Below are 20,454 nucleotides of genomic sequence, written 5' to 3'. Positions count from 1 at the left end.
CGCGAGGGCCGGGGGGGGGGGGGGGGGGCGTGGGGCGCGGGGGGTGGGTGGTTTGTGCTTACCTTTTTTATAACTTTGTTCCGCACCCACGACCGGGGTCAGCAGGAGAGGTTGGCGCCGGGGTCGACACCGAGGATGGACGTGATCTGGCGGTACTTGTCGACGCGGCTCTGCACCTGCGCCGGGTTGCCGCCGTTGCACTCGATCGAGCCGTTGATGCTGCGGATCGTCTCGCCGAAGCCGCGGCTGTTGACCATCGCGTCGTGCGGGGTCATCGTGCCGGGGCCGCTCTGGGTGTTCCAGTACCAGAGGCCGGTCTTCCACGCGACGGCCGAGTTCTGCTCGACCTGCCAGGGGTTGCCGAGCAGGTCGATGCCGAGCGCGTCACCGGCGGCCTTGTAGTTGAAGTTCCAGCTGAGCTGGATCGGGCCGCGGCCGTAGTACGCCGACTGGCCTGCCGGGCAGCCGTAGGACTGGCTCCAGTCGCAGTAGTGCGGGTAGTTGGCCGTGTTCTGTTCGACGATGTAGACGAGGCCGCCGGTTTCGTGGTTGACGTTCGCGAGGAACGCGGCCGCTTCCTGCTTCTTCACCGTGTCACTGCCGGTGTTCGCGAAGCCGGGGTAGGCGGACAGCGCCGCGGTCAGGCCGCTGTAGCTGTAGAAGCCGTTGCGGCTGGGGAAGATCTGGTTGAACTGGGCCTCGCTGACGACGAACGAGCCGGGGTTGCCGGGGTTCGTGCCGCCGCCGTCGCAGCTGTAGGGCTCCCAGTACCAGGTGCTGATGATCGGGTCGTAGCCCGGGTTCGCGTTCTTGGCGCGGTAGTAGCCGCCGTTGGTGTACTTGACGACCGCACCGACGTCGTACCACTGGCCGGCGACCCAGTTGGGCGCGTTGCAGGTCGTCCCGCCACCGCCGCCGTCGCAGCTGTAGGGCTCCCAGTACCAGGTGCTGATGATCGGGTCGTAGCCCGGATTCGCGTTCTTGGCGCGGTAGTAACTGCCGTTGGTGTACTTGACGACCGCGCCGACGTCGTACCACTGGCCCGCGACCCAGTTGGGCCCGCTGCACGCCGCGGCGGCGGCCTGCGGGGCGGCGGTGGACAACGCGGGCACACCGAGCACGAGCGCGGCTGCGGCCGCAAAGGCCGAAATCACCGCGACAAGACGTCTTCTCAAGGCTCGCTCACTCCTTCGGCCACGACAGGTCCCGGACGTGGGGGGCGTCCGGTTGTCGAAGAGGGGGTGCTCATCCGGCCGGAAGAACGTGACACCAGTCACTAGAGCAGATTGGTCTAGTCCAGTCAAGAAACCCTGACAACGCGGGCAACGGGTCTGCGCGTTCGGCCCTGGCATGATGCGCTCATGACCGGACTTGTCACGCGCGCCGCCGCGGGCAGCGAAACGGGGCGGCGCTACGCCGCCAACTTCGATGTCGTGCACCTGACCGAAGATCCGTTGCTCGCCGTGGTCGCCGACGGCATGGGTGACGGTGCAGGCAGCCGGATGGCCGGACGGACCGCGGTCGACGTCTTCGTCGCGCGGGCGGGCGATTCCGCGGACTCGTTGCGGGAGGCGGTCGCCGCGGCCCAACGCGAGGTGAACGAATCCGGCAGGCGGATCGGCGGGCTGGCCGGGTGCACGCTCACCGCGCTCGTCGAATCCGGCGGCGGGCACTGGCTCGTCCAGATCGGCGACTCGCGCGCGTACCGGCTGCGCGACGGCCTGCTCGAGCTGCTGACGACCGACCACACGATGGCCTGGCTCGGCGCGGTCAACGGCTGGTACGCGTTCGACTCGCCCCAGGCGTCGGCCGCGCGGTACCAGTTGACCCGTTACGTCGGGCACCCCGCGCACCCGGAGCCGGACGTGCTCAGCCTCGCGCTCCGCCCGGGCGACGTCCTGCTGCTGTGCAGCGACGGCGTCGCCGAGCAGGTGCCCTACGAGCGGATCCGCGAGATCCTCGGGCGGCCCTCGGCGCCGGAGGAGCAGGTCCGGCAGCTGCTGGCCGTCGCCGAGGCGGCGGGTGGCCAGGACAACGCGACGGCCGTCGTCGTCCAGGCGTCCTAGCTTCCCCTGTCACAGCGATCGCGGTAAGCCGAACGACGGCAGCACGGTGTTCTCGAAGCGGGTCATGGCGCTGATCCGGTCGCCCGCGAGCGTGAGGACGTACAGGCCGGTCCCGTGGCGGACGCCGGTGGGGCCGACCAGGTAGGACCCGAACGCGGGCTGGCCGTTGGCGCGCGTCGGCACGAGCCGGAACCGCCGTCCCGCACCGAAGAGGTCGGCGCAGAACCGGGCCACGACGTCCCGGCCCTGGTACTCGAACGGCAGCGGCGGCATGGACATGAACACGTCGTCGGTCAGCAGGGACACCAGCGCGCCGACGTCGGCGGCCTCCCAGGCGTGGACGAAGTCCGCCAGGATCGCGTTCTCGGCGGGGGAACCCGCGGCGGGCGGCGGGTCGTCGAGGGCCGGCCGGTGGCGCCGCAGGCCGGCGCGCGCTCGCTTGAGCGCGCTCTTGACCGAGTCCACGGTCGTGTCCAGCACGTCGGCGACCTCGGTCGCGGGGAACCCGAGGACGTCGCGCAGGACGAGGACGGCGAGCTGGCGGGGCGGCAGGACCTGCAGCGCGGTCACGAAGGCCAGCGAAACGGCTTCCGCCTGCTCGTAGCGAGCTTCCGGGTCGAGGAGGACGTCGGGATACGGCTCGAGCCAGACGACCTCGCCGAGCCGGGTCGGTTCCGGCGGTTCGACGCCGGGGATGTCCCATTCCTTGGCCGGGCGCCTGCTCGCCGAGCGCAGCGTGCTCAGGCACCGGTTGGTGGCGATCCGGTAGAGCCAGGTGCGCAGCGACGCGCGGCCGTCGAACCCGCCGAGCCCCCGCCAGGCGGCCAGCAGGGTGTCCTGGAGCGCGTCTTCGGCGTCCTGGAACGACCCGAGCATCCGGTAGCAGTGCACCTGCAGCTCCCGGTGGTGCGGCTCGGTCAGGGCCCGGAACGCGTCGCCGTCACCGGCCCGCGCCCTGCTCATCCGGTCGGTGCTCGCCGATTCCACGCTCGCCACCCTTCGCCTGGTCGCCCGTTCATCTTGTACGGACGCCGCCCGGGGGCAGAAGGGGGCGGCCGCCCCCTCTCGCGTTTTCGCGGCGTCTCTCCGGTGGCCGACAACACGAAGAAGGAGAACCGCCATGGGGAAGATCGTCATCAGCGAGAGCGTGTCACTCGACGGGGTCGTCCAGGACCCGGTCGGCGCGGAGGGCTTCCGGTTCGCCGGCTGGTTCGACCGGCTGGACGGCGAGGACCGCGCAGCGTGGGCCGCGGTCGAGTTCGAGGAGGCGCTGGCCACCGACGCGCTGCTGCTGGGGCGGCGGACCCACGAGTGGTTCGTCGCGAAGGGGTGGGCGACCCGCGGCGGCGACTGGGCGGACCGGCTGCGCGCCGTGCCCAAGTACGTCGTGTCCTCGACACCGGCGGACCTCGAATGGAACTCGACGGTCCTCAAGGGTGACCTGGTGGACGAGGTCTCGCGGCTGAAGCAGGAGGTGGCCGGCGACGTCGTCCTCTACGGCAGCGGCCAGGTCGCGCACGCGCTGATCGAGCACGACCTGGCCGACGAGCTGCGGCTGATGGTCTGCCCGTTCGCGCTCGGGGAGGGCGAGCGCCTGTTCGGCCGGACCAGTGCCCCGAAGGCGGTGCGGCTGGTCGAGACGCGCACCGTCGGCGGAAGCATCGTCCGCCTCACCTACCGGCCGCGTCGCGACGCTTAGGCCGGTTGCCGGACACGCCCGGCGGCGTGTCCGGCACGCGCGGGGTCACCGGGCCTGCGGGATCCGCACCCTCGTGGCCGGGGTGAACTGCACGATCCGCTGCAGCCGGGCCCGGCCGAGCCGGTGGAGCATCTCCCCGAGCTCCTCCGGCGCGATGCTGTTCTCCAGGTCGATGCGCGTCACCTGGATGACGCGGTCGATTTCCGTGGCCGGGAGCCGGGCCCCGAACTCCCCGGCCAGCCACACCCCGACCTCGTCGACGACGTGCTCCGCCTGGTGGTGGCTCCGTACGGTCATCGCTCTCCTCGTTTCGGGTCGCCTTGTGCCCAGGTCGAGGCCGGAAAATGCCGACCTGACGCGGGTTCGACGACCGAGGGCGGAAGCCATGACGCCGAACCGGTGAAGTCGGCCCAACAAAAGCTTTGCGTGGTCGGCCGGGCGAAATCCGTGACGAAGGCCGTCACTCACATGGGCGGAACTGCGACCCCTGGTGTCGGCCGATCGGGTGGAAAACGGGGGAACGTCGCCGATTGGCCGTACGTCCCAGGACTCTGGAGACGTCTGGTGGGTGCGGGTGTTCCCTTGCGGGACGCGGAAACGGAGACACGATCGATGGGCCGGTACGACCGGACCGACCTCGGGGCCTACAGCCTGGGCCTGCTCGACGACGCCGAGACGGCGCGCGTGGAGCGGCACCTGGCGGCGTGCTCGGACTGCCGCCAGGAGGTCCGGGAGTTCGAGGCCGTCCGCATGATGCTGGACAACCTCGAAAAGTCCACTTAGGACGGCCGGCGGAAACCGTCGGTGCCCGCCGCTAGGTTGCCGGGCGTGACCGACGACCTGTTCCTGAACCCGACCCGGGCCACGTATGCGATCGTTGCGGAGAGTTACAACGACTTCGTGCCGCCGATTCGTGAAGACATCGAAGACCGCGCGCTGCTGGCGGCGTTCGCCGACCTGGCCCGGGGCGGCCCGGTCGCCGACCTCGGCTGCGGCACGGGCCTGGTCACGGCGTACCTGGCCTCGCTCGGCCTCGACGTGTCCGGCATCGACCTCACGCCGGAGATGCTCGCGGTCGCCCGCCGGAACCACCCCGAGCTGCGGTTTTCCGAGGGCTCGCTGCTCGCGCTCGACCTCCCGGACGGCGGTCTCGCCGGGGCGGTGGCGTGGTATTCGATCATCCACACCCCGCCGTCGAGCCTCCCGGTGGTCGCGGCGGAGCTGTTCCGGGTGCTACGCCCGGGCGGCCACCTGCAGCTGGGCTTCCACGTCGGCGACCGACGTCACCACCGATCGGACGGTTACGGGCACGAGGGCTTTTCGCTGGACATCTACTGGCTCCCGGTCGACCGCGTCTGCGACCTGATGAGCGACGCGGGTTTCGAGATCCTGACGAAGGTGCTCCGCAACCCGGCGGCGCGGGTGCCGCAGGGGAGGGTGCTGGCGCGGAAACCCACCTGACGTGCGGTGCCGGTGGTCGTTCGGGTTGGGGCGGACCAGTATCGGTCACCCACCGGCCCGGGGTCCGCGGCTCGGTTGCGGCTGTCCCGCACGGCCGCGACCAGCACGAGGCGCAGGTCGGCAAATGCAGCTCCGCCAGCACCCTCGCAGCCGCTCACGACCACCGGCACCGTGGCCCCGCCATCGCTCAGTAGTCGTCCCGCCCGGTGAACTGCTGCTCCAGCAGCTCGGCCGCCCCGGCGACCAGCTCCAACGGGTCGATGAACTCGTTGATGTCGAGGTTGACCAGGGGCAGCGAGTGCCGCAGCACGATGTGGTCGCCCATCACCGCGAGCCCGCCGACGACGGTCGACTCGCCGACCTCGGTCAGCACCTCGAGGAGGTCGACCTCGTCGTGCCGGGCGAACGGCGTCGCGATCTGGACCCAGTCCTCGCGCTGGTCCAGGATCTCGCGGGCGATCACCACGATCTGGGCCCGCTGCTCGGTGTCCGGGTCGTCGCCGAACACCAGCCGGATGCGGATCTCGTCGGGCTCGTCGCGCACCACCCGGTACGCCTGCCTGATGTAGGCGACCAGATCGCCCCAGTCCGCCATCAGATGACTCCGATCCGGTCGAGGTCGGCCAGCACGTCCGCCGGCAGCTCCAGGTCCGCCGCGGCGAGGTTCTGCCGCAGGTGCTCCAGCGAGGACGTGCCCGGGATGAGCAGCATCGACGCCGACCGCTGCAGCAGCCACGCGAGCGCCACCTGCATCGGCGTCGCGCCGAGGCGGGCCGCGCAGTCGTCGAGGATCCCCGACTGCAACGGGCTGAAGCCGCCGAGCGGGAAGTACGGCACGAAGGCGATGCCCTCGGCGGCGCACTGGTCGACGAGCGCGTCGTTCTCCCGGTGCGCCAGGTTGTACTGGTTCTGCACGCACACGACCGGCGCGATCGCCCGCGCCTCGGCGAGCTGCTCCGCGGTCACGTGGCTGACGCCGAGGTGCCGGATCAGCCCCTTCTCCCGCAGCTCGGCGAGCACCCCGAACGGCTCGGCGAGCGACATCGCCACCGGGTAACCGCCCGTCGCGTCGCTCAGCCGCAGGTTGACGACGTCGAGAGCGTCGAGGCCCAGGTTCCGCAGGTTGTCGTGCACCGCCTGGGTGAGCTCGTCGGCCGACAGCGCGGCCGGCCAGCCCTTGTCGTCGCTGCGGCGCGCTCCGACCTTCGTCACCAGGTGGACGTCTTCGGGGTACGGGTGCAGGGCTTCCTTGATCACGGCGTTCACCGTGTGCGGGCCGTAGTAGTCGCTGGTGTCGATGTGGGTGACACCCCGTTCGACGGCCTCGCGCAGCACGGCGACCGCGGTGCCGTGGTCCTTCGGCGGTCCCCACACGCCGGGCCCGGCCAGCTGCATCGCGCCGTACCCCATGCGGGTCACGGGAAGTTCTCCCCCGAAGGAGAAAGTACCGCCGAGATCGGACATGTCACTCCTTGCCGTAGGTGCCGCGAAGGAGTCTAGGGAGGATCCGGCTCAGCCGCAGGCACCCTTGGCGCGCAGCACCCGCGTCACCGACTCCTGGACACGCGTCTGCGGCAGCTCGCCGGAGGCGACGGCCTTCTCCAGCCGGTCCAGCACCTCGTTGACGCGCCCGCCCGACGACCACAACGCCTGGTCCGCGCCGGCTTCGAGGGCCTTCAGGACCGCGTCCGGCAGCGAATACTGCGCCGTGATCGCCTTCATCGCGCCGAGGTCGTCGGTCAGGATCGGCCCGGTGAAGCGGAATTCGCCGCGCAGCAACTGGTACGCGGGCGGCGAAAGTGACGCCGGCACGCCGTTCGTCAAGTCCGGCACGTCGAGGTGGCCGACCATCACCGCGACCGGGCCGTAGTCGGCGATGTTCCGGTACGGCGCGAGGTCGACCGCGCGCAGCTGAGCGAGCGGCGGCGTGACGACGGTGCCCTTGTGGGAATCACCCGATCCGTGGCCGTGGCCGGGGAAGTGCTTCAGCACCGGCTGGACACCGGCGTCACGCAGGCCCGCCGCGAACGCCGTGGCGTACGTCTTCACGCGGGCCGGGTCGGGGCTGAAGGACCGGTCGCCGATCACGTCGTCGTCCGGCGCGTCCGTGACGTCGGTGTCGGGCGCGAAGTCCACGGTGACGCCGCGGGCCTTCAGCTGACGGCCGCGGTCGGCGGCGATGCCGCGGACCTGGTCCGGCGTCCTGGTCTTGGCCAGCTCCCGCGCGGACGGCATCTCCCCGTCGAGATCGTCGATGCGCTGGACGCGGCCGCCCTCTTCGTCGACCGAAACGGCCACCGGGAGCTTCGCGACGCCCTGCACCGCGTCAAGTGAGTGATCTTTCAACAACGCTGTTGCGTTACCCCCGATGAAGATCCCGCCGACCTGGTTGTCGCGCACCAGTGACACCGTCGAGGCCGGGTTGTCCCCGGTCACGCCGACGACGACGAGCTGCGCGACCTGCCGTCGGACGTCGAGGCTCTTCACCAGCGACGCGCAGTCACCGGGACGCGCGAGACCCGAGGTCGGCGCGGGTGCGGAGGTGGCCGCGGGCTTGGGAGGGGCCGAGGACAACGGCATCCGCGGGATCGCCAGACCGGACACGATCCGCGGCTGCAGGCCGATGACCAGCAGGCTCACGACCACGATGCACAGGACGGCCACCACGGCGGCCAGACGTCGGCGGTTCATCGGTCCCTTCGGTCGTCGGAGTGCCCCATGACGGTAGTCGACGGCCCGACTTCACAGTGTGAAGAGGACCTGTGAAGAGGTCTCTGAAGAAGACGCGAGAGACGTTAGAGAATTCGTGAAGGCGGTCTCACCAGACTGGGCGGCGTCAGGAAAATCGATGACGGTTACCAGGAGGCACGATGGACCAGGTGCGCGTGGCGGCGTGGGCGTCCGACCCGATCGCCCTCACCGGGCTGATCAACCACCTGCGGTCCCGTCCCGAGCTGCTGGTCCTGCCACGCGCCCGCCGCGGTGAAGCCGCCGTGCTGGTGTTCGCCGCGAACCAGGTCGACCGTGACGTCATCACCGCGCTGCGGGCCGCCGCCGCCGAGTCGCCCGCCGCGATCGTGCTGGTGGCCGGGTACGTCGATCCGGCGCACCTGGGCCTGCTGGCCGACTGCCACGTCTCCGCCGTGCTGCCGCGGACCGCGCTCGACCGGCTCACCGACAGCGTGCTGTCCGCCGCGCGGGGGCGGACGACGTCGCTGCGCGACCAGGTCGAGGCCCTGGCGCACGACGGAACCGGGGCGTCGCTGACGCCGCGCGAGGTGGATGTGCTTCGCTTGATGGCGGAAGGCTGGGACACTGCCGAGATCGCGGGCAAGCTCTGCTACTCCGAGCGGACCGTGAAGAACGTCATCTACGCCATGACCAACCGGCTCAACCTGCGCAACCGGCCGCACGCGGTCGCGTACGCCGTGCGCGCGGGTGTGATCTGAGGGAAGCTCACCCACGTGGGAACGATCATCCGCCGGGCCGCCGCGGCGGCTGCCGCGCTGGCCCTGCTCGCCGCCTGCAGCCCGAGCGACGCCGGGGGCAAGACCAAGCTCACCATCGCGACCTTCGGCGAGTTCGGCTACGAGCCCCTGATCGCCGAGTACCAGAAGCTGCACCCGGACGTCGAGGTGCAGAACCGCGTCACCGACTTCGACACCCACCACAAAGGTCTGGCGACCCAGCTCGCGACCGGCCACGGTGCCGCCGACGTCGTCGCGATCGAAGAGCAGTACATCCCGCAGTACCTGAAGGCCAAGGACAAGTTCGTCGACCTCGCCTCCTTCGGCGCGCGGGACCTCGAAAACCAGTGGGCGCCCTGGAAGTGGGCTCAGGGCACCGACGGCGACTTCGTCCTGGGCCTCGGCACCGACATGGGCAGTCTCGCCCTCTGCTACCGGCGCGACCTGTTCCAGGCGGCCGGGCTGCCGACGGACCGTGACGCCGTCGCGAAGCTGATCCCCGACTGGAACGCCTACGCCACCACGGCCCAGCGGTTCACCGACAAGACACCGAACGTCAAGTTCGCGGACTCCGCGGGGACCGTCTACACGGCGATGCTGAACCAGTCGCCCGAGAACTACTTCGCGGCGAAGGACGACTCCTTCATCGGCGGCACGAACCCGACGGTGCGCAACGCCTTCTTCCTCTCCGGCGGGATCGCCGAGAAGGGCCAGACGGCGGCCGCGACCACCTTCACACAGGCCTGGAACGTGGCCATCAAGCAGGGTTCGTTCGCCACGATCGCGTGTCCCGCGTGGATGCTCAGCCAGATCAAGCAGGCCGGCGGCGACGGCAACAGCGGCAAGTGGGACGTCACGACCGTGCCCGGCGCCAGCGGCAACCAGGGCGGCTCGTTCCTGACCGTGCCGAAGCAGAGTGCGCACCCGCAGCAGGCGTACGACCTGGCGCGCTGGCTGACGGCGCCGGAGCAGCAGAAGAAGCTGTTCCTCTCCGACGGCATCCTGCCCAGCGAACCCGCCGTCTACAAGGATCCGCAGGTCGTCGCGCACACCGACCCGTACTTCGGGGACGCGCCGATCGGGAAGATCTTCGCCGCGTCGGCCGACTCCCTGCGGCCCAACTACCGGGGCCTGCACGACGCCGACGTCCGGCCCGAGTTCGGCCGCGCGCTCGGGCGGATCGAGGACCGGACCGAAAACGTCGACCAGGCCTGGGCGGACGCCGTCCAGCAGGCTCAAGCCGCGCTGAAGTAGCTCCGAGTGCCGCACCGGCTCGCCCGTTTCGACCGCAAGGTCACGCCGTTGCTGCTCATCGCGCCCTTCTTCGGGTTGTTCATCGTGTTCGGCGCGTTCCCGCTGCTCTACACGATCTGGGTGTCGCTGCAAGACTGGAACCTGCTCGACGGCGACCAGGGTTACCTCGGGCTCGCCAACTACGGCGAGCTGCTGACCGACCCGCGGTTCTACAACGCGCTGGCCAACACCGTCGGTATCTTCCTGCTCGCCGCCGTCCCCGAGTTCCTGCTGGCGCTGGGGATCGCCGCGCTGCTCGACCGGCCGCTGCGGGGCGCGACCTGGTGGCGCACCGGGATCCTGCTGCCCAACGTCGTTTCCGTCGTCGCGATCGGGCTCGTGTTCGGGCAGCTGTTCAGCCGCGACTACGGGGTGGTCAACGAGGTGCTCGGCTGGTTCGGCGTCGCCCCGGTGAACTGGCAGGCGACGACCTGGTCGTCGCACGTCGCGGTGGCGTCGATGGTGCTCTGGCGCTGGACCGGCTACAACGCGCTGATCTACCTGTCCGCGATGCAGGCCGTGCCCGCCGACCTGTACGAGGCCGCGGCGCTCGACGGCGCGTCGCGGTGGCGGACGTTCTGGTCGATCACCGTCCCGGGCATCCGCCCGGCGCTCGCCTTCACGGCCATCGCCGGCACGGTCAACGGCCTGCAGCTGTTCGCCGAGCCGCAGCTGTTCGACGCCGGCGGGTCCGGCGGGACCGGCGGCAACGACCGCCAGTTCCAGACGTTGACGATGTACTTGTACGAGAAGGGTTTCACCCATTTCGACGCCGGTTACGCGGCCGCGCTGACCTGGGTGCTGTTCGTCATCTGCGCGCTGTTCGCGCTGGTCAACTACCGGCTGGTGCGCCGGTTCGTGAGGGCGGCGTGAGGGCCCGGCAGCGCCCGGGCGCCTGGGTGTACGCGGTGCTGGTCGGGGTGCTCGGCGCGTCGATCTTCCCGCTGTACTGGTCGTTCGTGGTGTCCACAAGGGACAACTCGGCGATCGGGGAGACGTCGCCGTTGCTGCTGCCGGGCGGGCACCTCTTCGAGAACGTGCGGCGCGTGTTCGACACCGTCGACTTCTGGCTCGCGATCGGCAACTCGCTGATCGTCTCGGGCACGGTGATGGTGTCCAATGTGGTCTTGGCCAGCCTGGCCGGGTTCGCCTTCGCGCGGCTGCGGTTCCGCGGGCGCAACACGCTGTTCCTGCTCGTCGTCGGGTCGGCGATGGTGCCGGCGCAGCTCGGCGTGATCCCGCTTTACCTCGTCATCGGCGACCTCGGCTGGTACGGCCGGCTGGAAGCGGTGATCGTGCCCGCGCTGGTCAGCGCGTTCAGCGTGTTCTGGATGCGGCAGGCCTGCGAGAACGCGATCAGCGCCGACCTCGTCGACGCCGCGACCGTCGACGGCTGCTCGATCCTGCGCACGTACTGGCACGTGGCGGTGCCGGCGTTGCGCCCGCAGGCCGCGGTGCTCGCGATGCTGACGTTCATGGCGACGTGGAACGACTACTTCTGGCCGCTGGTGGTACTCGACCCGAACGAGACGCCGACGGTGCAGGTCGCGTTGTCGCAGCTGGCCAGCGGCTACTACACCGACTACGCGCTGATGCTGACCGGGGCGACCGTGGGCGTGCTGCCCGTCATCGTGTTGTTCCTGCTGCTCGGCCGCTACATCGTCCGGGGGATCCTGAAAGGGGCGCCAGTATGACCGAGTTTCCGGCGGGTTTCCTGTGGGGCGCGGCGACCGCGTCGTACCAGGTCGAGGGCGGCGTCACCGAAGGCGGCCGAGGACCGTCCATCTGGGACACTTTCGCGGCGACCGAGGGCAAGGTTCTCGGGGGCGCGTCCGGCGAGATCGCCTGCGACCACTACCACCGCTACCCCGAGGACGTCGGCCTGCTGGCCGGCCTGGGCCTCGGCGCCTACCGGTTCTCGGTGGCGTGGCCGCGGGTGATGCCGGACGGGCGGACTCCGTCGCCGGCCGGACTGGCATTCTACGACCGCCTGGTGGACGAGCTGCTGAGCCGCGACGTCGTCCCGGTGCTGACGCTGTACCACTGGGACCTGCCGCAGGCGCTGGAGGACGCGGGCGGCTGGCCGTCGCGGGACACGGCGTTCCGGTTCGCCGAGTACGCGGCGGTGGTCCACGACGCGCTGGGCGACCGCGTCAACCAGTGGACGACGATCAACGAGCCGTTCTGCGCGGCCTTCCTGGGCTACGGCAGCGGGGTGCACGCCCCGGGCGTCCAGGACCACGACACGGCGCTGGTCGCGGCGCACCACCTGCTGCTCGGCCACGGCCTCGCGACGCGCGCCCTGACGGAGCAGGCGCAGCCGGGCCACGAGTTCTCGCTGGCGCTGAACTTCGCCCCGGCCATCGCGGACGGCTCGTCGCCGGCCCACCTCGAGGCGGCCCGGAAGTTCGACGGCATCCACAACCGGTTCTTCCTGGACCCGGTGCTGGGCAAGGGCTACCCCGCCGATGTCATGGCGGACGTCGCCCACCACGGCGGCCGTTTCGCCGCGTCGGTCCAGGACGGCGACACGGACACGATCGCGGCGGCGATCGACTGGCTGGGCGTGAACTACTACGCCCCGGCTCGGGTGACCCCGCTCCCGGACCCACTCGGCCCGAGCAACTGCCCGCTACCGGGCCTGCGAGGCCTGGACGTGCTCCCGGCCGTTCCGCCGCTGACGGCGTTCGGCTGGGAGCAGACACCGGCGTCCCTGACTTCCCTGCTGAGCTGGATCTCCACCCGATCCGGCGGCCTCCCGCTGGTGGTGGCCGAGAACGGCGCGTCCTTTGTGGACGAGGTGGTCGACGGCCGGGTCCACGACACCGACCGGATCGCCTACCTGGACGCCCACGTCCGAGCGGTCCACGACGCGATCCGCGCGGGCGCGGACGTCCGCGGCTACTTCGCGTGGTCCCTGCTGGACAACTTCGAGTGGGCGATGGGTTATTCGCAACGGTTCGGCCTGGTCCACGTCGACTTCGACACCCAGATCCGCACGGTCAAGGACTCCGGCCACTTCCTGGGCCGGATCGCGAAGTCCAACGCCCTCCCGACCTAAGTCGTGTCGTCCACCTGAGTACGCGTGTCGTCCATCGGTGTACGCGTGTCGTCCGTTCATGGACGAGGTCGCCGTATCGGATCGGTCGGTTCGCGTACGTGGAGGGACGACACGCGTACTCAGACGGACGACACGCGTACCTGGGTGGACGACACGGGTCAGGTGCGCTGGCGGAAGGCGTCGGCGACGCCCGAGCGGGACGGGGTTTCCAGCTTGCCCAGCAACCTCGCCACGTGGGCCTGCACCGTGCGGCGGGGCAGGGACAGCTCCGCCGCGATGTCCGGGTTCGAGCGGCCTTCCGCGACCAGGCTCGCGATGCGGACCTCGATCGGCGTGAGGGACTCCCAGCCGTGGCCCGGGCGGATCGGGGAGAACAGCGCGCCGCGGCGGACGCCCAGCCGGCGCAGGCGCGTCTCCGCGCGGCGCAGGTCCCAGCGGGCCGACAGCGCCGTGTACAGCTCGGCCGCCTCCTCGAACGCCGCTTGCGCCGCGTCGAGACGGCCCGCGCGGGCCAGCAGCACCGCTCCGTCCTCCAGGGCCGACGCCAGTTCCGGGCGGCGGCCGACCGCGCGGAAGTGCTCGGCCGTGTCCAGCACCGGCCGCGGGTCCTCCTCGATCAGGCCGCGGCACCACGACACCGCCGCGTGCGCCCGCGCCGGGCGGCGTTCCTTCGCCGCCTCCTCCTCGCAGACGTCCAACGCTCGCAACGCGCGGTCGCGGTCGTCCTGCTCCATCGCCAGCCGGACGAACGCCGGGAGCCACTGGTGCCGCAGCATCATCTGCGCGTACGTCGGGTTCAGGATCGGCTCGAGGACCTGCAGCGCCCGCACCCGGTCGCCGCGCTGCTCGGCCGCGAGGGCGTCGGCGACCAGCAGGAAGTCGAAGCTCTCGCGCTCGGCGCCGGTGGCCGGGGCGTACTCCTCCGCCGCGTCGAGGTGGGCCGCGGCCTGCGCGCGGTCGTCGCGGCGGCCGGCGATCAGGGCCGCGACGCCGTGCAGCAGCAGCGCCGCCGGGCCGGGTTCGCGCAGGCCGTAGAACGTGATCGCCGGGCCGTCCTCGGTGACGGTGTCCAGCTCGACCAGGGCCTCGTCCCAGCGCCCCTCCCAGTACCGGTGCACCGCGACGGACACCTGCAGCCCCACCGGCATCGCGTGCCGGGCCGCGACCTCGCCCGCCGCGCGCAGCGCTTCGCCCGCCTCGGCGAGCCGGTCGAGGTTCTGCAGCGTGAAGACGCGGTTGTCGAGCAGGTCCAGGTGCAGGTCGGCCAGCTCGTGCTCGTCGCCGACGGCGTCGATCGCCGCGTCGATGTGCTCGAGCGCGCTGTCGTGCTCGCGGCGCACCGAGTCGACCAGCCACAACGACTGCAGCGCGTGCGCGGTCAGGTAGCGGTCGCCGCCGGACTGCTCCTTCGTCTCGCGCGCGGCCTTCTCCGCGGTGTCCAAATCGGACAGGTCGCCGCGGCGGAAGTTCGCCAGCAGCTGCCGGTGCCGGACGCGCCAGAGCTCCGGCACGGCCGGGTCGTCGGCGGACGCGCCGAGCGTCGCGACGGCGCCCTCGGTGTCCCCGCGACGGTGCCGCAGCGCCGCGAGCACGTGCCGCATCTCCTCGACGGCGTCCGGCTCGGTGGCGACCTCTAGTGCTTGCTGAGCCAGGGATTCCGGATTGCGCTCCAGCCGGAACAGGACCTTGACCAGCGCGACGAGCAGGACCTCCCGGCGCGGGTCGTCGCTCGCGCCGTCGGCCAGCGCGCGTTCGAGCAGCTCGACGGCGATCAGCGGCGCCCGGTTCGAGACGGCCGCGTGGTGCCCGGCCAGCCAGTCGAGCACCCATGCGTCCACTGTGGCCGGTGCGGCCACGAGCTGCTCGGCGACGCGCTTCACCGGGGCGCCGATCCGGGCCAGCGCCTCGGCCGCCTGCCGGTGCAGCGCGGCCCGCGTCCCGGGCAGCAGCCGGTTGTACAACGCCTGGCGCAGCAGGGGATGCCGGAACGCGAGCTGCGTGCCGGTGTCGATGAGGACGTTCGCCGCGACGGCTTCTTCGAGCGGCTCCAGCAGGTCCGACGGCCGGGAACCGAGCACCGCGGCGATGTCGCCGACGGCGAACTCCATGCCCAGCAACGCGCCCCAGCGCAGCACCTCCTGCGTCCGCGCGGGCAGGAAGTCGAGCCGCCGGTCGACCGCGGCGACCAGCGACTGCGGCGTCTCGAACTCCTCGGGATCGTCGACGTCGGCCTCGCCGCCGGTCACCTCGACCGCACCGGCGCGCAGCAGGACGTCGACCATCTCCTTGACGTACAACGGGTTCCCGGCACCACGGGCGGCCAGCTCGCGCAGGCCGGGCCCGGGTGGCGCGCCGATCTGGTCCTCGATGAGCCGTCCGACGTCGTCGCCGCTCAACGGCGTGAGGTCGAGCACGACCCCGTCGCGCGCCTGGACACCGCGACGCAGCTGCGCCAGCTCGGCGCGGTCCGGCGCGGGCCGGGTCGCGGCCACCAGCAGCAGGGGCAGCTGCCGCGTCGCCGCGCAGAGCCGGTGCCACACCAGCACGGACGCCTCGTCGGCCCACTGCAGGTCGTCGACCACCAGCACCTGCGGGGTCTGCGCGCACAGCTCGTCGACCAGGGCCAGCAGGCGGTCGACGGCGCCGAGCACCGGGTCGGCCGGCCCCCAGCTGCGGCGGACCGGACCCTCGCCCGCGAGCTCCTTCGCCACCCGCGCGCGCCGCGGGTCGGCCGAATGCGCGTCGATCGCCAGGCACTCCAGCATCACCTGCAGCGGGAACCGGGTGCTCAGCTCGTCGGCGGCCGCCCAGAGCAGCTGGAACCCGGGGCCGGCGGCCAGGGCGCTGGTGAGCAGCTCGGACTTGCCGATCCCGGCCTCACCCTCGATCCACACGGCCCGGCCGCGCCCGGCCCGGACGTCGGTGACGAGCTCCGCGAGCCGCGAGGTTTCCGTCTCCCGACCGAAAAGCCGGTGCTGCGCCACCGGGACCGGCGCGACCGCCGCGGGCGCGTCGAGGGCCGGGTCCTGGGCGAGGATCTGCTGCTGGAGCCGCTGCAACGCCGGTCCGGGCTCGACGCCCAGCTCGCCGATCAGCGTCGTGCGGGCGTCGCGGAAGACGTCGAGGGCTTCGGCGTGCCGGCCGCTGCGGTAGAGGGCGAGCATGAGCGACTCGCGCAGCGATTCCCGCAGCGGGTGCTCCCCGGCGAGCACGGCGAGTTCGGGCGCCAGGTCGAGGTGGCCGCCGAGGGCGAGCAGCGCCTCGGCCCGCCGCTCCAGCGTGCCCAGCCGCAGCTCGGCGAGGTATTCGCGGTGCCGCTCGGCGAAGCCGCCCGGGACGCCGGAAAGCGCTTCGCCCTGCCAGAGCGCCAGTGCGGCGTCCAGCTCGGTGACGGCGGCGCGCGGGTCACCCCGGTCGAGGTGCCGCTGGGCGAGTTCGCGGTGCCGTTCGAAGAGGGCCGAGTCCAGTGCGTCTTCGTCGAGCAGCAGGGAGTACCCGGCGGTTTCCGACACGAGCAGGCTCGACGCCGACCAGCGCGACCGGTCCGGTTCCAGCGCCCGCCGCAGGCCCGAGACGTAGGTGTGGACGCTGCCTTCGACGCTCGCGGGCGCGGAGTCGCCCCAGACGCCGGCGATCAGCTCGGCGCGCGGGACGGGACGGCCGGCGTTGACCGCGAGCACCGCGAAGATCGCGCGCTGACGAGCGGGGCCGAGGCCGATTTCGGCCTCCCCGCGCCAGGCCCGCAGCGGGCCGAGCACGCCCACCCGCAGACCGGTGTCCGCATCCCCTGGCATGTCGTTCCGTTCTCGGTACCGACTTCTCCGCCGAGCTTACTGATGTGGCTACACCCGATCGGGTTCACTCTCGGAGGGGAGCTTACTGATCCGGCAAGCCCGGGATCACGCCCCGCGGCCGGAATCGCGGGGTATTCGTGCGAATCGGTGCCGACGGCGTATGCCCTGGTAGACGGCCCAGGTCAGGGCCTCGGAACGACCGTGCCCGACGGCGCGGATCGAGAGTTGAGAAGGAGGGATCCGTTGTGGGACACCGAAGGCGTCGGTGTCACTCGCCGGCGGCGCGCGAACGGACCGAGTTCGCCCGCCGGATCCCGAAGGGCTGCATCCGCGACTCCGCGCGCCGGACGTCCCAGACCGCGCCCATGCTCGTGTACGCCGTCAGCGCCGCCCGGAACGCCGTCCGCGCGTCGTCGAGGCGGTCGGACTCGGCCAGCAGGATCGCCGCGTCCTCGGTCGCCTTGGCCTGCTTGAGCAGCCGGCCCGCCGCGCGGTAGTGCTCGGCCGCCGTCAGCACCGGTTCCGGGTCGCCGGTCACCAGGCCGCGGCAGTGCGCGGCCGCGGCCGCGTGGGCCGGCGGCACGTCACCCTCGGGTTCGAGCAGCCGCAACGCCTGGTGCGCGTGCTGCTGATCGCCCAGCTGCCCGGCGAGCCGGACCAGGTCGGGCAGCCACTGGTGCCGCGCGGCCGGCGGGTAGTTCTCCTCCAGCAGCGGCAAAAGCGCGGCCAGCGCCGCCTCCGGCCGGCCGTCCTGCTCGGCCAGCAACGACTGCGCCGCGAGCAGGAAGTCCCCGCCGTCGGGCTCGAGCCCCTTCGGCCACTGCTGCCGGCCCGCCGCGTCGAGGTGCGTCCTGGCCTGCTCCGGCTCGCCGCGGTGGCCGGCGATCAGCGCGCCGACGCCGTGCACGAGCAGCGCCGAACCCGGGCTGCGCAGGACGTAAGAAGCGGTTTCCGCGCCGTCGCGGATCACCGCGTCCAGCTCGGCCAGCGCCTCCGGCCAGCGGCCCAGCCAGTAGTAGTGCACCGCGCCGGCCAGGTGCATCTCACCCGGTACCGCGCGGGTCGCGGCGAGGCGGCGGGCGGCGTCGAGGGGCTCGGCGGCTTCGTCGAGGCTGTCGAGGTTCGGCACGGACAGCGCCGCGTCGTCCAGCGGGTGCAGCCCGGCGGGCACCAGGACCGCGCCCGGGTCGTCACCCAGCCGCTCCAGCGTGGTCAGCAGCGACTCGTGCCGCCCGCGCCACATCTCCGGGACGTCGGCGTCGTCGAGGGTCCGCTTCACCTCGGCCGTCGCCTCGGCGAAGTCGCCGCGGCGGTAGTAGATGTAGGCCAGGATCCAGCGCATCTCGGCCGCGCGCCTGCTGTCCGACGTCCGCGCGACGACCGAGCGCGCCTCGGCCTCGGGCTCGCGGCCGAGCCAGAACAGCAGCCGCGCCAGGGTCGCGGTAAGCGTTTCCCGCGCCTCCGGCTGCAGCGCACCCTGCGTGACGGCGTGGCGCAGCAGATCGACCGCGATGCGCGGGGTTTCGGTGGCGACCGTGCCGATGTTCTCCAGCAGCCAGGTGACGACCCACGGGTCGACCTGGGCCGGCGCGGCCGCGAGCTGCTCGGCGACGCGGTCCGCGGGCGCGCCCGCCGTCGCGAAGGCCTCGGCCAGCTGCCGGTGCAGCGCGACGCGCATCGCCGCGGGCGTCTTTTCGTAGAGCACCCGGCGCAGCAAGGGGTGCCGGAACGCCACCCGGTCGCCGGACTCGACGAGCACGCCGGAGGTGATCGCCTCGTCGACCGCGCCCACCAGTGACGTGGGCGACCGCTCGGTGGCGACGGCGATGTCGGACAAGGAGAACTCGCGGCCCAGCAAGGCGGCCCAGCGCAACGTGTCGCGGGTGCCGCTGGAGAGGAAGCTCAGGTACAGCGTGATCCGCGAACCCAGCGGCGACGGGATGTTCTGGCACGAGTTGCCGTCCAGGTGCGCGTGCACGCCGTCGAGCACGATCATCGACTGCGCCAGCAGCGTTTCGACGACTTCCCGGACGTAGCGCGGGTTTCCGGCCGCGTAGGACACCAGCAGCTGCAGGCCCGGCCCCGGCGGCGCGCCCACCAGCTCGGTGGCCAGCTCCCGCGCGGCGCTCTCGGCCAGCGGCGGCAGCGCGAGCACGGTGGTGCCGTCGGCGTCGAGCTCGCCGCGCAGGTCGTCCAGCGCGGCCAGCCGCGGCACCGGGCGGCACGCGCCGACGAGCAGCAGCGGCAGGTCCCGCGTCTCCCGGCTCAGGTGCCGCCAGACGCGCAGCGTCGTGTCGTCGGCCCACTGCAGGTCGTCGACCGCGAGCACGAGCGGGCCTTCCGCGCACAGCTCGCGGACCAGCCCGAGCAGCCCGTCGACCGGGTCCTCACCGGGGTGCTCGGTGAGCCGGACGGCGAGGTCGGCCCGGCGTTCGTCGGTGGCCCGCGGGTGCACGTGCAGGGCGTCGAGCAGCGGCCGCAGCGCGAACCGCTGGTCCAGCGCGTCCGCGACGGCGAAGGCGGGTTTCACGTCGGCGTCCTGCGCCGCGGCGAGCACCTCGGCCAGCAGGGCGGTGCGGCCGCTGCCCGGTTCGCCCTCCAGCCACAGCGACCGGCCGGTGCCGCCGGCCAGGCCGGCGACGGCCTCGCGCAGCAGCGCCAGCTCGGCGTCCCGGCCGACGAAGATGTCCGTGCGTTCCGGAAGTGACGTGACGGGGAACCGTGTCACGCGGGCGGGCGCCGCCGGTTTCGGGGCCGGCGGCTCGGCCGGCTTCTGGAGCAGCTGCTCGTACAGCCGCCGCAGCGCCGGGCCGGGCTCGGTGCCCGACGACTCGACGAGCTTGTCCCGGACGTCGGTGTAGACGGCGATCGCCTCGGTCCGCCGGTCGGACCGGGCCAGCGCGCGCATCAGCAGGCCGCGCAGCGTCTCGCGGAAGGGGTGCTCGCGTGTCAACGCTGTCAATTCGGCCACGAGCTCGTGGTGCCCGCCGGATTCGAGCACGATCTCGGCCCGGCGTTCGATCGTCGCCAGCCGCACTTCGCCGAGCCGCGCGCGCTGGGCGGCGGCGAACGGGCCGGGCAGGCCGGACAGCGGAACGCCCTGCCACAGGCTCAAGGCCTCGTCGAGGGTTTCGCGGGCGCCGCGCAGGTCGCCCGCCGACTGCTGCCGCTGCGCCTGCTCGCGCAGGGATTCGAACCGGTGGACGTCGATCGCCTCGGCGTCCAGGCAGAGCGAGTAGCCGGACCCGATCGAGGCGAGCAGCTGCGGGCCCGCACCCTTGGCGCGGCCGGGCTCGAGCGCCCGCCGCAGCCCGGAGACGTACGTGTAGATCGAACCCTGCGCGCTCTGCGGAGGTGCCTCGCCCCAGACGGCGTCGATCAGCTCCTCGCGCGAGACCGTGCGGTTCGGGTTCATCGCCAGTGCGGCGAGGACCGTCCGACGGTGCGCGGAGCCGAGATCGAGCTCCGTTTCGCCTTGCCAGGCCTGGACGGGGCCCAGCAAGCGGAGTCTCGGTGCGGCGCTGTCCGCAGCCGACATCGGTCTCCCTTCGTGCGCTGACGGATCGTCACGCGCCGGATGCCTGAGGTGAGCATACGCGGCGGTCGTGAACCC

17 protein-coding genes are annotated in these 20,454 nt (G+C 72.0%); 9 read left to right on the top strand and 8 right to left on the bottom strand.

The window, feature by feature from the left end; genetic code table 11:
• Nucleotides 1–98: 98 nt before the first annotated feature.
• Nucleotides 99–1,121, bottom strand: a complete 1,023-nt coding sequence (locus tag ACGFMK_RS42190) for a chitinase (protein WP_392775396.1) — start codon at nucleotides 1,119–1,121, stop codon at nucleotides 99–101.
• A gap of 240 nt (nucleotides 1,122–1,361) precedes the next feature.
• Here ACGFMK_RS42190 and ACGFMK_RS42185 point away from each other — a divergent pair, with 240 nt between their 5' ends.
• Nucleotides 1,362–2,066: a PP2C family protein-serine/threonine phosphatase gene (locus ACGFMK_RS42185; RefSeq protein WP_392775394.1), complete on the top strand. Its 705-nt coding sequence runs from the start codon at nucleotides 1,362–1,364 to the stop codon at nucleotides 2,064–2,066.
• A 9-nt stretch (nucleotides 2,067–2,075) separates the two neighbouring features.
• Here ACGFMK_RS42185 and ACGFMK_RS42180 read toward each other — a convergent pair whose 3' ends face one another.
• On the bottom strand, nucleotides 2,076–3,053 hold the full coding sequence (locus ACGFMK_RS42180; RefSeq protein ID WP_392775391.1) for a sigma-70 family RNA polymerase sigma factor: 978 nt from the start codon (nucleotides 3,051–3,053) through the stop codon (nucleotides 2,076–2,078).
• A gap of 133 nt (nucleotides 3,054–3,186) precedes the next feature.
• Here ACGFMK_RS42180 and ACGFMK_RS42175 point away from each other — a divergent pair, with 133 nt between their 5' ends.
• Nucleotides 3,187–3,765, top strand: a complete 579-nt coding sequence (locus tag ACGFMK_RS42175; RefSeq protein ID WP_392775388.1) for a dihydrofolate reductase family protein — start codon at nucleotides 3,187–3,189, stop codon at nucleotides 3,763–3,765.
• A gap of 45 nt (nucleotides 3,766–3,810) precedes the next feature.
• On the opposite strand, the gene ACGFMK_RS42170 is transcribed toward ACGFMK_RS42175, so the two are convergent.
• A complete protein-coding gene (locus tag ACGFMK_RS42170; RefSeq protein ID WP_392775385.1) occupies nucleotides 3,811–4,062 on the bottom strand; it encodes a hypothetical protein in 252 nt (83 codons plus the stop codon).
• A 315-nt stretch (nucleotides 4,063–4,377) separates the two neighbouring features.
• Between ACGFMK_RS42170 and ACGFMK_RS42165 the strand changes: the two genes are divergently transcribed.
• Both ACGFMK_RS42165 and ACGFMK_RS42160 read left to right on the top strand, forming a co-directional pair.
• Complete coding sequence (locus tag ACGFMK_RS42165) at nucleotides 4,378–4,548, top strand: zf-HC2 domain-containing protein (RefSeq protein WP_323323560.1); 171 nt, start codon at nucleotides 4,378–4,380, stop codon at nucleotides 4,546–4,548.
• A gap of 45 nt (nucleotides 4,549–4,593) precedes the next feature.
• Nucleotides 4,594–5,226 carry a methyltransferase domain-containing protein gene (locus tag ACGFMK_RS42160; RefSeq protein WP_392775382.1) on the top strand — a complete coding sequence of 211 codons (633 nt, stop codon included), beginning with the start codon at nucleotides 4,594–4,596 and terminating at the stop codon, nucleotides 5,224–5,226.
• Between the two features lie 187 nt (nucleotides 5,227–5,413).
• Here the strand turns inward: ACGFMK_RS42160 and ACGFMK_RS42155 are convergent, their stop codons facing one another.
• The 3 genes from ACGFMK_RS42155 to ACGFMK_RS42145 are packed head-to-tail and all read right to left on the bottom strand — an operon-like array spanning nucleotide 5,414 to nucleotide 7,917.
• Nucleotides 5,414–5,821 carry a hypothetical protein gene (locus ACGFMK_RS42155; protein ID WP_323323552.1) on the bottom strand — a complete coding sequence of 136 codons (408 nt, stop codon included), beginning with the start codon at nucleotides 5,819–5,821 and terminating at the stop codon, nucleotides 5,414–5,416.
• On the bottom strand, nucleotides 5,821–6,690 hold the full coding sequence (locus tag ACGFMK_RS42150; RefSeq protein WP_392775378.1) for an oxidoreductase: 870 nt from the start codon (nucleotides 6,688–6,690) through the stop codon (nucleotides 5,821–5,823). The genes ACGFMK_RS42155 and ACGFMK_RS42150 overlap by 1 nt, the downstream gene beginning before the upstream one ends.
• A 48-nt stretch (nucleotides 6,691–6,738) precedes the next feature.
• The gene (locus tag ACGFMK_RS42145; RefSeq protein ID WP_392775375.1) at nucleotides 6,739–7,917 is read right to left on the bottom strand and encodes a glycoside hydrolase family 3 N-terminal domain-containing protein; all 1,179 of its coding nucleotides are present in this window, start codon (nucleotides 7,915–7,917) and stop codon (nucleotides 6,739–6,741) included.
• Nucleotides 7,918–8,096: 179 nt separating this feature from the next.
• On the opposite strand from ACGFMK_RS42145, the gene ACGFMK_RS42140 reads away from it, so the two are divergent.
• The 5 genes from ACGFMK_RS42140 to ACGFMK_RS42120 are packed head-to-tail and all read left to right on the top strand — an operon-like array spanning nucleotide 8,097 to nucleotide 13,047.
• Entirely contained in the window at nucleotides 8,097–8,675 is a 579-nt protein-coding gene (locus ACGFMK_RS42140; protein ID WP_392775372.1) for a response regulator transcription factor, read from the top strand.
• A 15-nt stretch (nucleotides 8,676–8,690) separates the two neighbouring features.
• Nucleotides 8,691–9,947 (top strand): extracellular solute-binding protein, encoded by a 1,257-nt coding sequence (locus tag ACGFMK_RS42135; protein WP_392775369.1) that lies wholly within the window; start codon nucleotides 8,691–8,693, stop codon nucleotides 9,945–9,947.
• A 6-nt stretch (nucleotides 9,948–9,953) separates the two neighbouring features.
• Complete coding sequence (locus tag ACGFMK_RS42130; RefSeq protein ID WP_392775366.1) at nucleotides 9,954–10,859, top strand: carbohydrate ABC transporter permease; 906 nt, start codon at nucleotides 9,954–9,956, stop codon at nucleotides 10,857–10,859.
• On the top strand, nucleotides 10,856–11,680 hold the full coding sequence (locus ACGFMK_RS42125) for a carbohydrate ABC transporter permease (protein WP_392775363.1): 825 nt from the start codon (nucleotides 10,856–10,858) through the stop codon (nucleotides 11,678–11,680). Before ACGFMK_RS42130 ends, ACGFMK_RS42125 begins: the two co-directional genes overlap by 4 nt.
• Complete coding sequence (locus ACGFMK_RS42120; RefSeq protein WP_392775360.1) at nucleotides 11,677–13,047, top strand: GH1 family beta-glucosidase; 1,371 nt, start codon at nucleotides 11,677–11,679, stop codon at nucleotides 13,045–13,047. The genes ACGFMK_RS42125 and ACGFMK_RS42120 overlap by 4 nt, the downstream gene beginning before the upstream one ends.
• A gap of 158 nt (nucleotides 13,048–13,205) precedes the next feature.
• On the opposite strand, the gene ACGFMK_RS42115 is transcribed toward ACGFMK_RS42120, so the two are convergent.
• Both ACGFMK_RS42115 and ACGFMK_RS42110 read right to left on the bottom strand, forming a co-directional pair.
• Nucleotides 13,206–16,841 (bottom strand): BTAD domain-containing putative transcriptional regulator, encoded by a 3,636-nt coding sequence (locus ACGFMK_RS42115; RefSeq protein WP_392775357.1) that lies wholly within the window; start codon nucleotides 16,839–16,841, stop codon nucleotides 13,206–13,208.
• Between the two features lie 268 nt (nucleotides 16,842–17,109).
• Nucleotides 17,110–20,379 (bottom strand): BTAD domain-containing putative transcriptional regulator, encoded by a 3,270-nt coding sequence (locus tag ACGFMK_RS42110; RefSeq protein WP_392775354.1) that lies wholly within the window; start codon nucleotides 20,377–20,379, stop codon nucleotides 17,110–17,112.
• Nucleotides 20,380–20,454: the final 75 nt, after the last annotated feature.

The sequence above is a fragment of the Amycolatopsis sp. NPDC049252 genome, assembly GCF_043197175.1.
Classification (GTDB): Bacteria; Actinomycetota; Actinomycetes; order Mycobacteriales; family Pseudonocardiaceae; genus Amycolatopsis.
This window is presented reverse-complemented; position numbering and strand designations above follow the sequence as displayed.

Bases quoted from the DNA above. Each gene is read 5' to 3' on its own strand.
- ACGFMK_RS42185 (WP_392775394.1), top strand. From the start codon at position 1,362: ATGACCGGACTTGTCACGCGCGCCGCCGCGGGCAGCGAAACGGGGCGG.
- ACGFMK_RS42175 (WP_392775388.1), top strand. From the start codon at position 3,187: ATGGGGAAGATCGTCATCAGCGAGAGCGTGTCACTCGACGGGGTCGTC.
- ACGFMK_RS42170 (WP_392775385.1), bottom strand. From the start codon at position 4,062: ATGACCGTACGGAGCCACCACCAGGCGGAGCACGTCGTCGACGAGGTC.
- ACGFMK_RS42165 (WP_323323560.1), top strand. From the start codon at position 4,378: ATGGGCCGGTACGACCGGACCGACCTCGGGGCCTACAGCCTGGGCCTG.
- ACGFMK_RS42155 (WP_323323552.1), bottom strand. From the start codon at position 5,821: ATGGCGGACTGGGGCGATCTGGTCGCCTACATCAGGCAGGCGTACCGG.
- ACGFMK_RS42150 (WP_392775378.1), bottom strand. From the start codon at position 6,690: ATGTCCGATCTCGGCGGTACTTTCTCCTTCGGGGGAGAACTTCCCGTG.
- ACGFMK_RS42145 (WP_392775375.1), bottom strand. From the start codon at position 7,917: ATGAACCGCCGACGTCTGGCCGCCGTGGTGGCCGTCCTGTGCATCGTG.
- ACGFMK_RS42140 (WP_392775372.1), top strand. From the start codon at position 8,097: ATGGACCAGGTGCGCGTGGCGGCGTGGGCGTCCGACCCGATCGCCCTC.
- ACGFMK_RS42120 (WP_392775360.1), top strand. From the start codon at position 11,677: ATGACCGAGTTTCCGGCGGGTTTCCTGTGGGGCGCGGCGACCGCGTCG.
- ACGFMK_RS42115 (WP_392775357.1), bottom strand. From the start codon at position 16,841: ATGCCAGGGGATGCGGACACCGGTCTGCGGGTGGGCGTGCTCGGCCCG.
- ACGFMK_RS42110 (WP_392775354.1), bottom strand. From the start codon at position 20,379: ATGTCGGCTGCGGACAGCGCCGCACCGAGACTCCGCTTGCTGGGCCCC.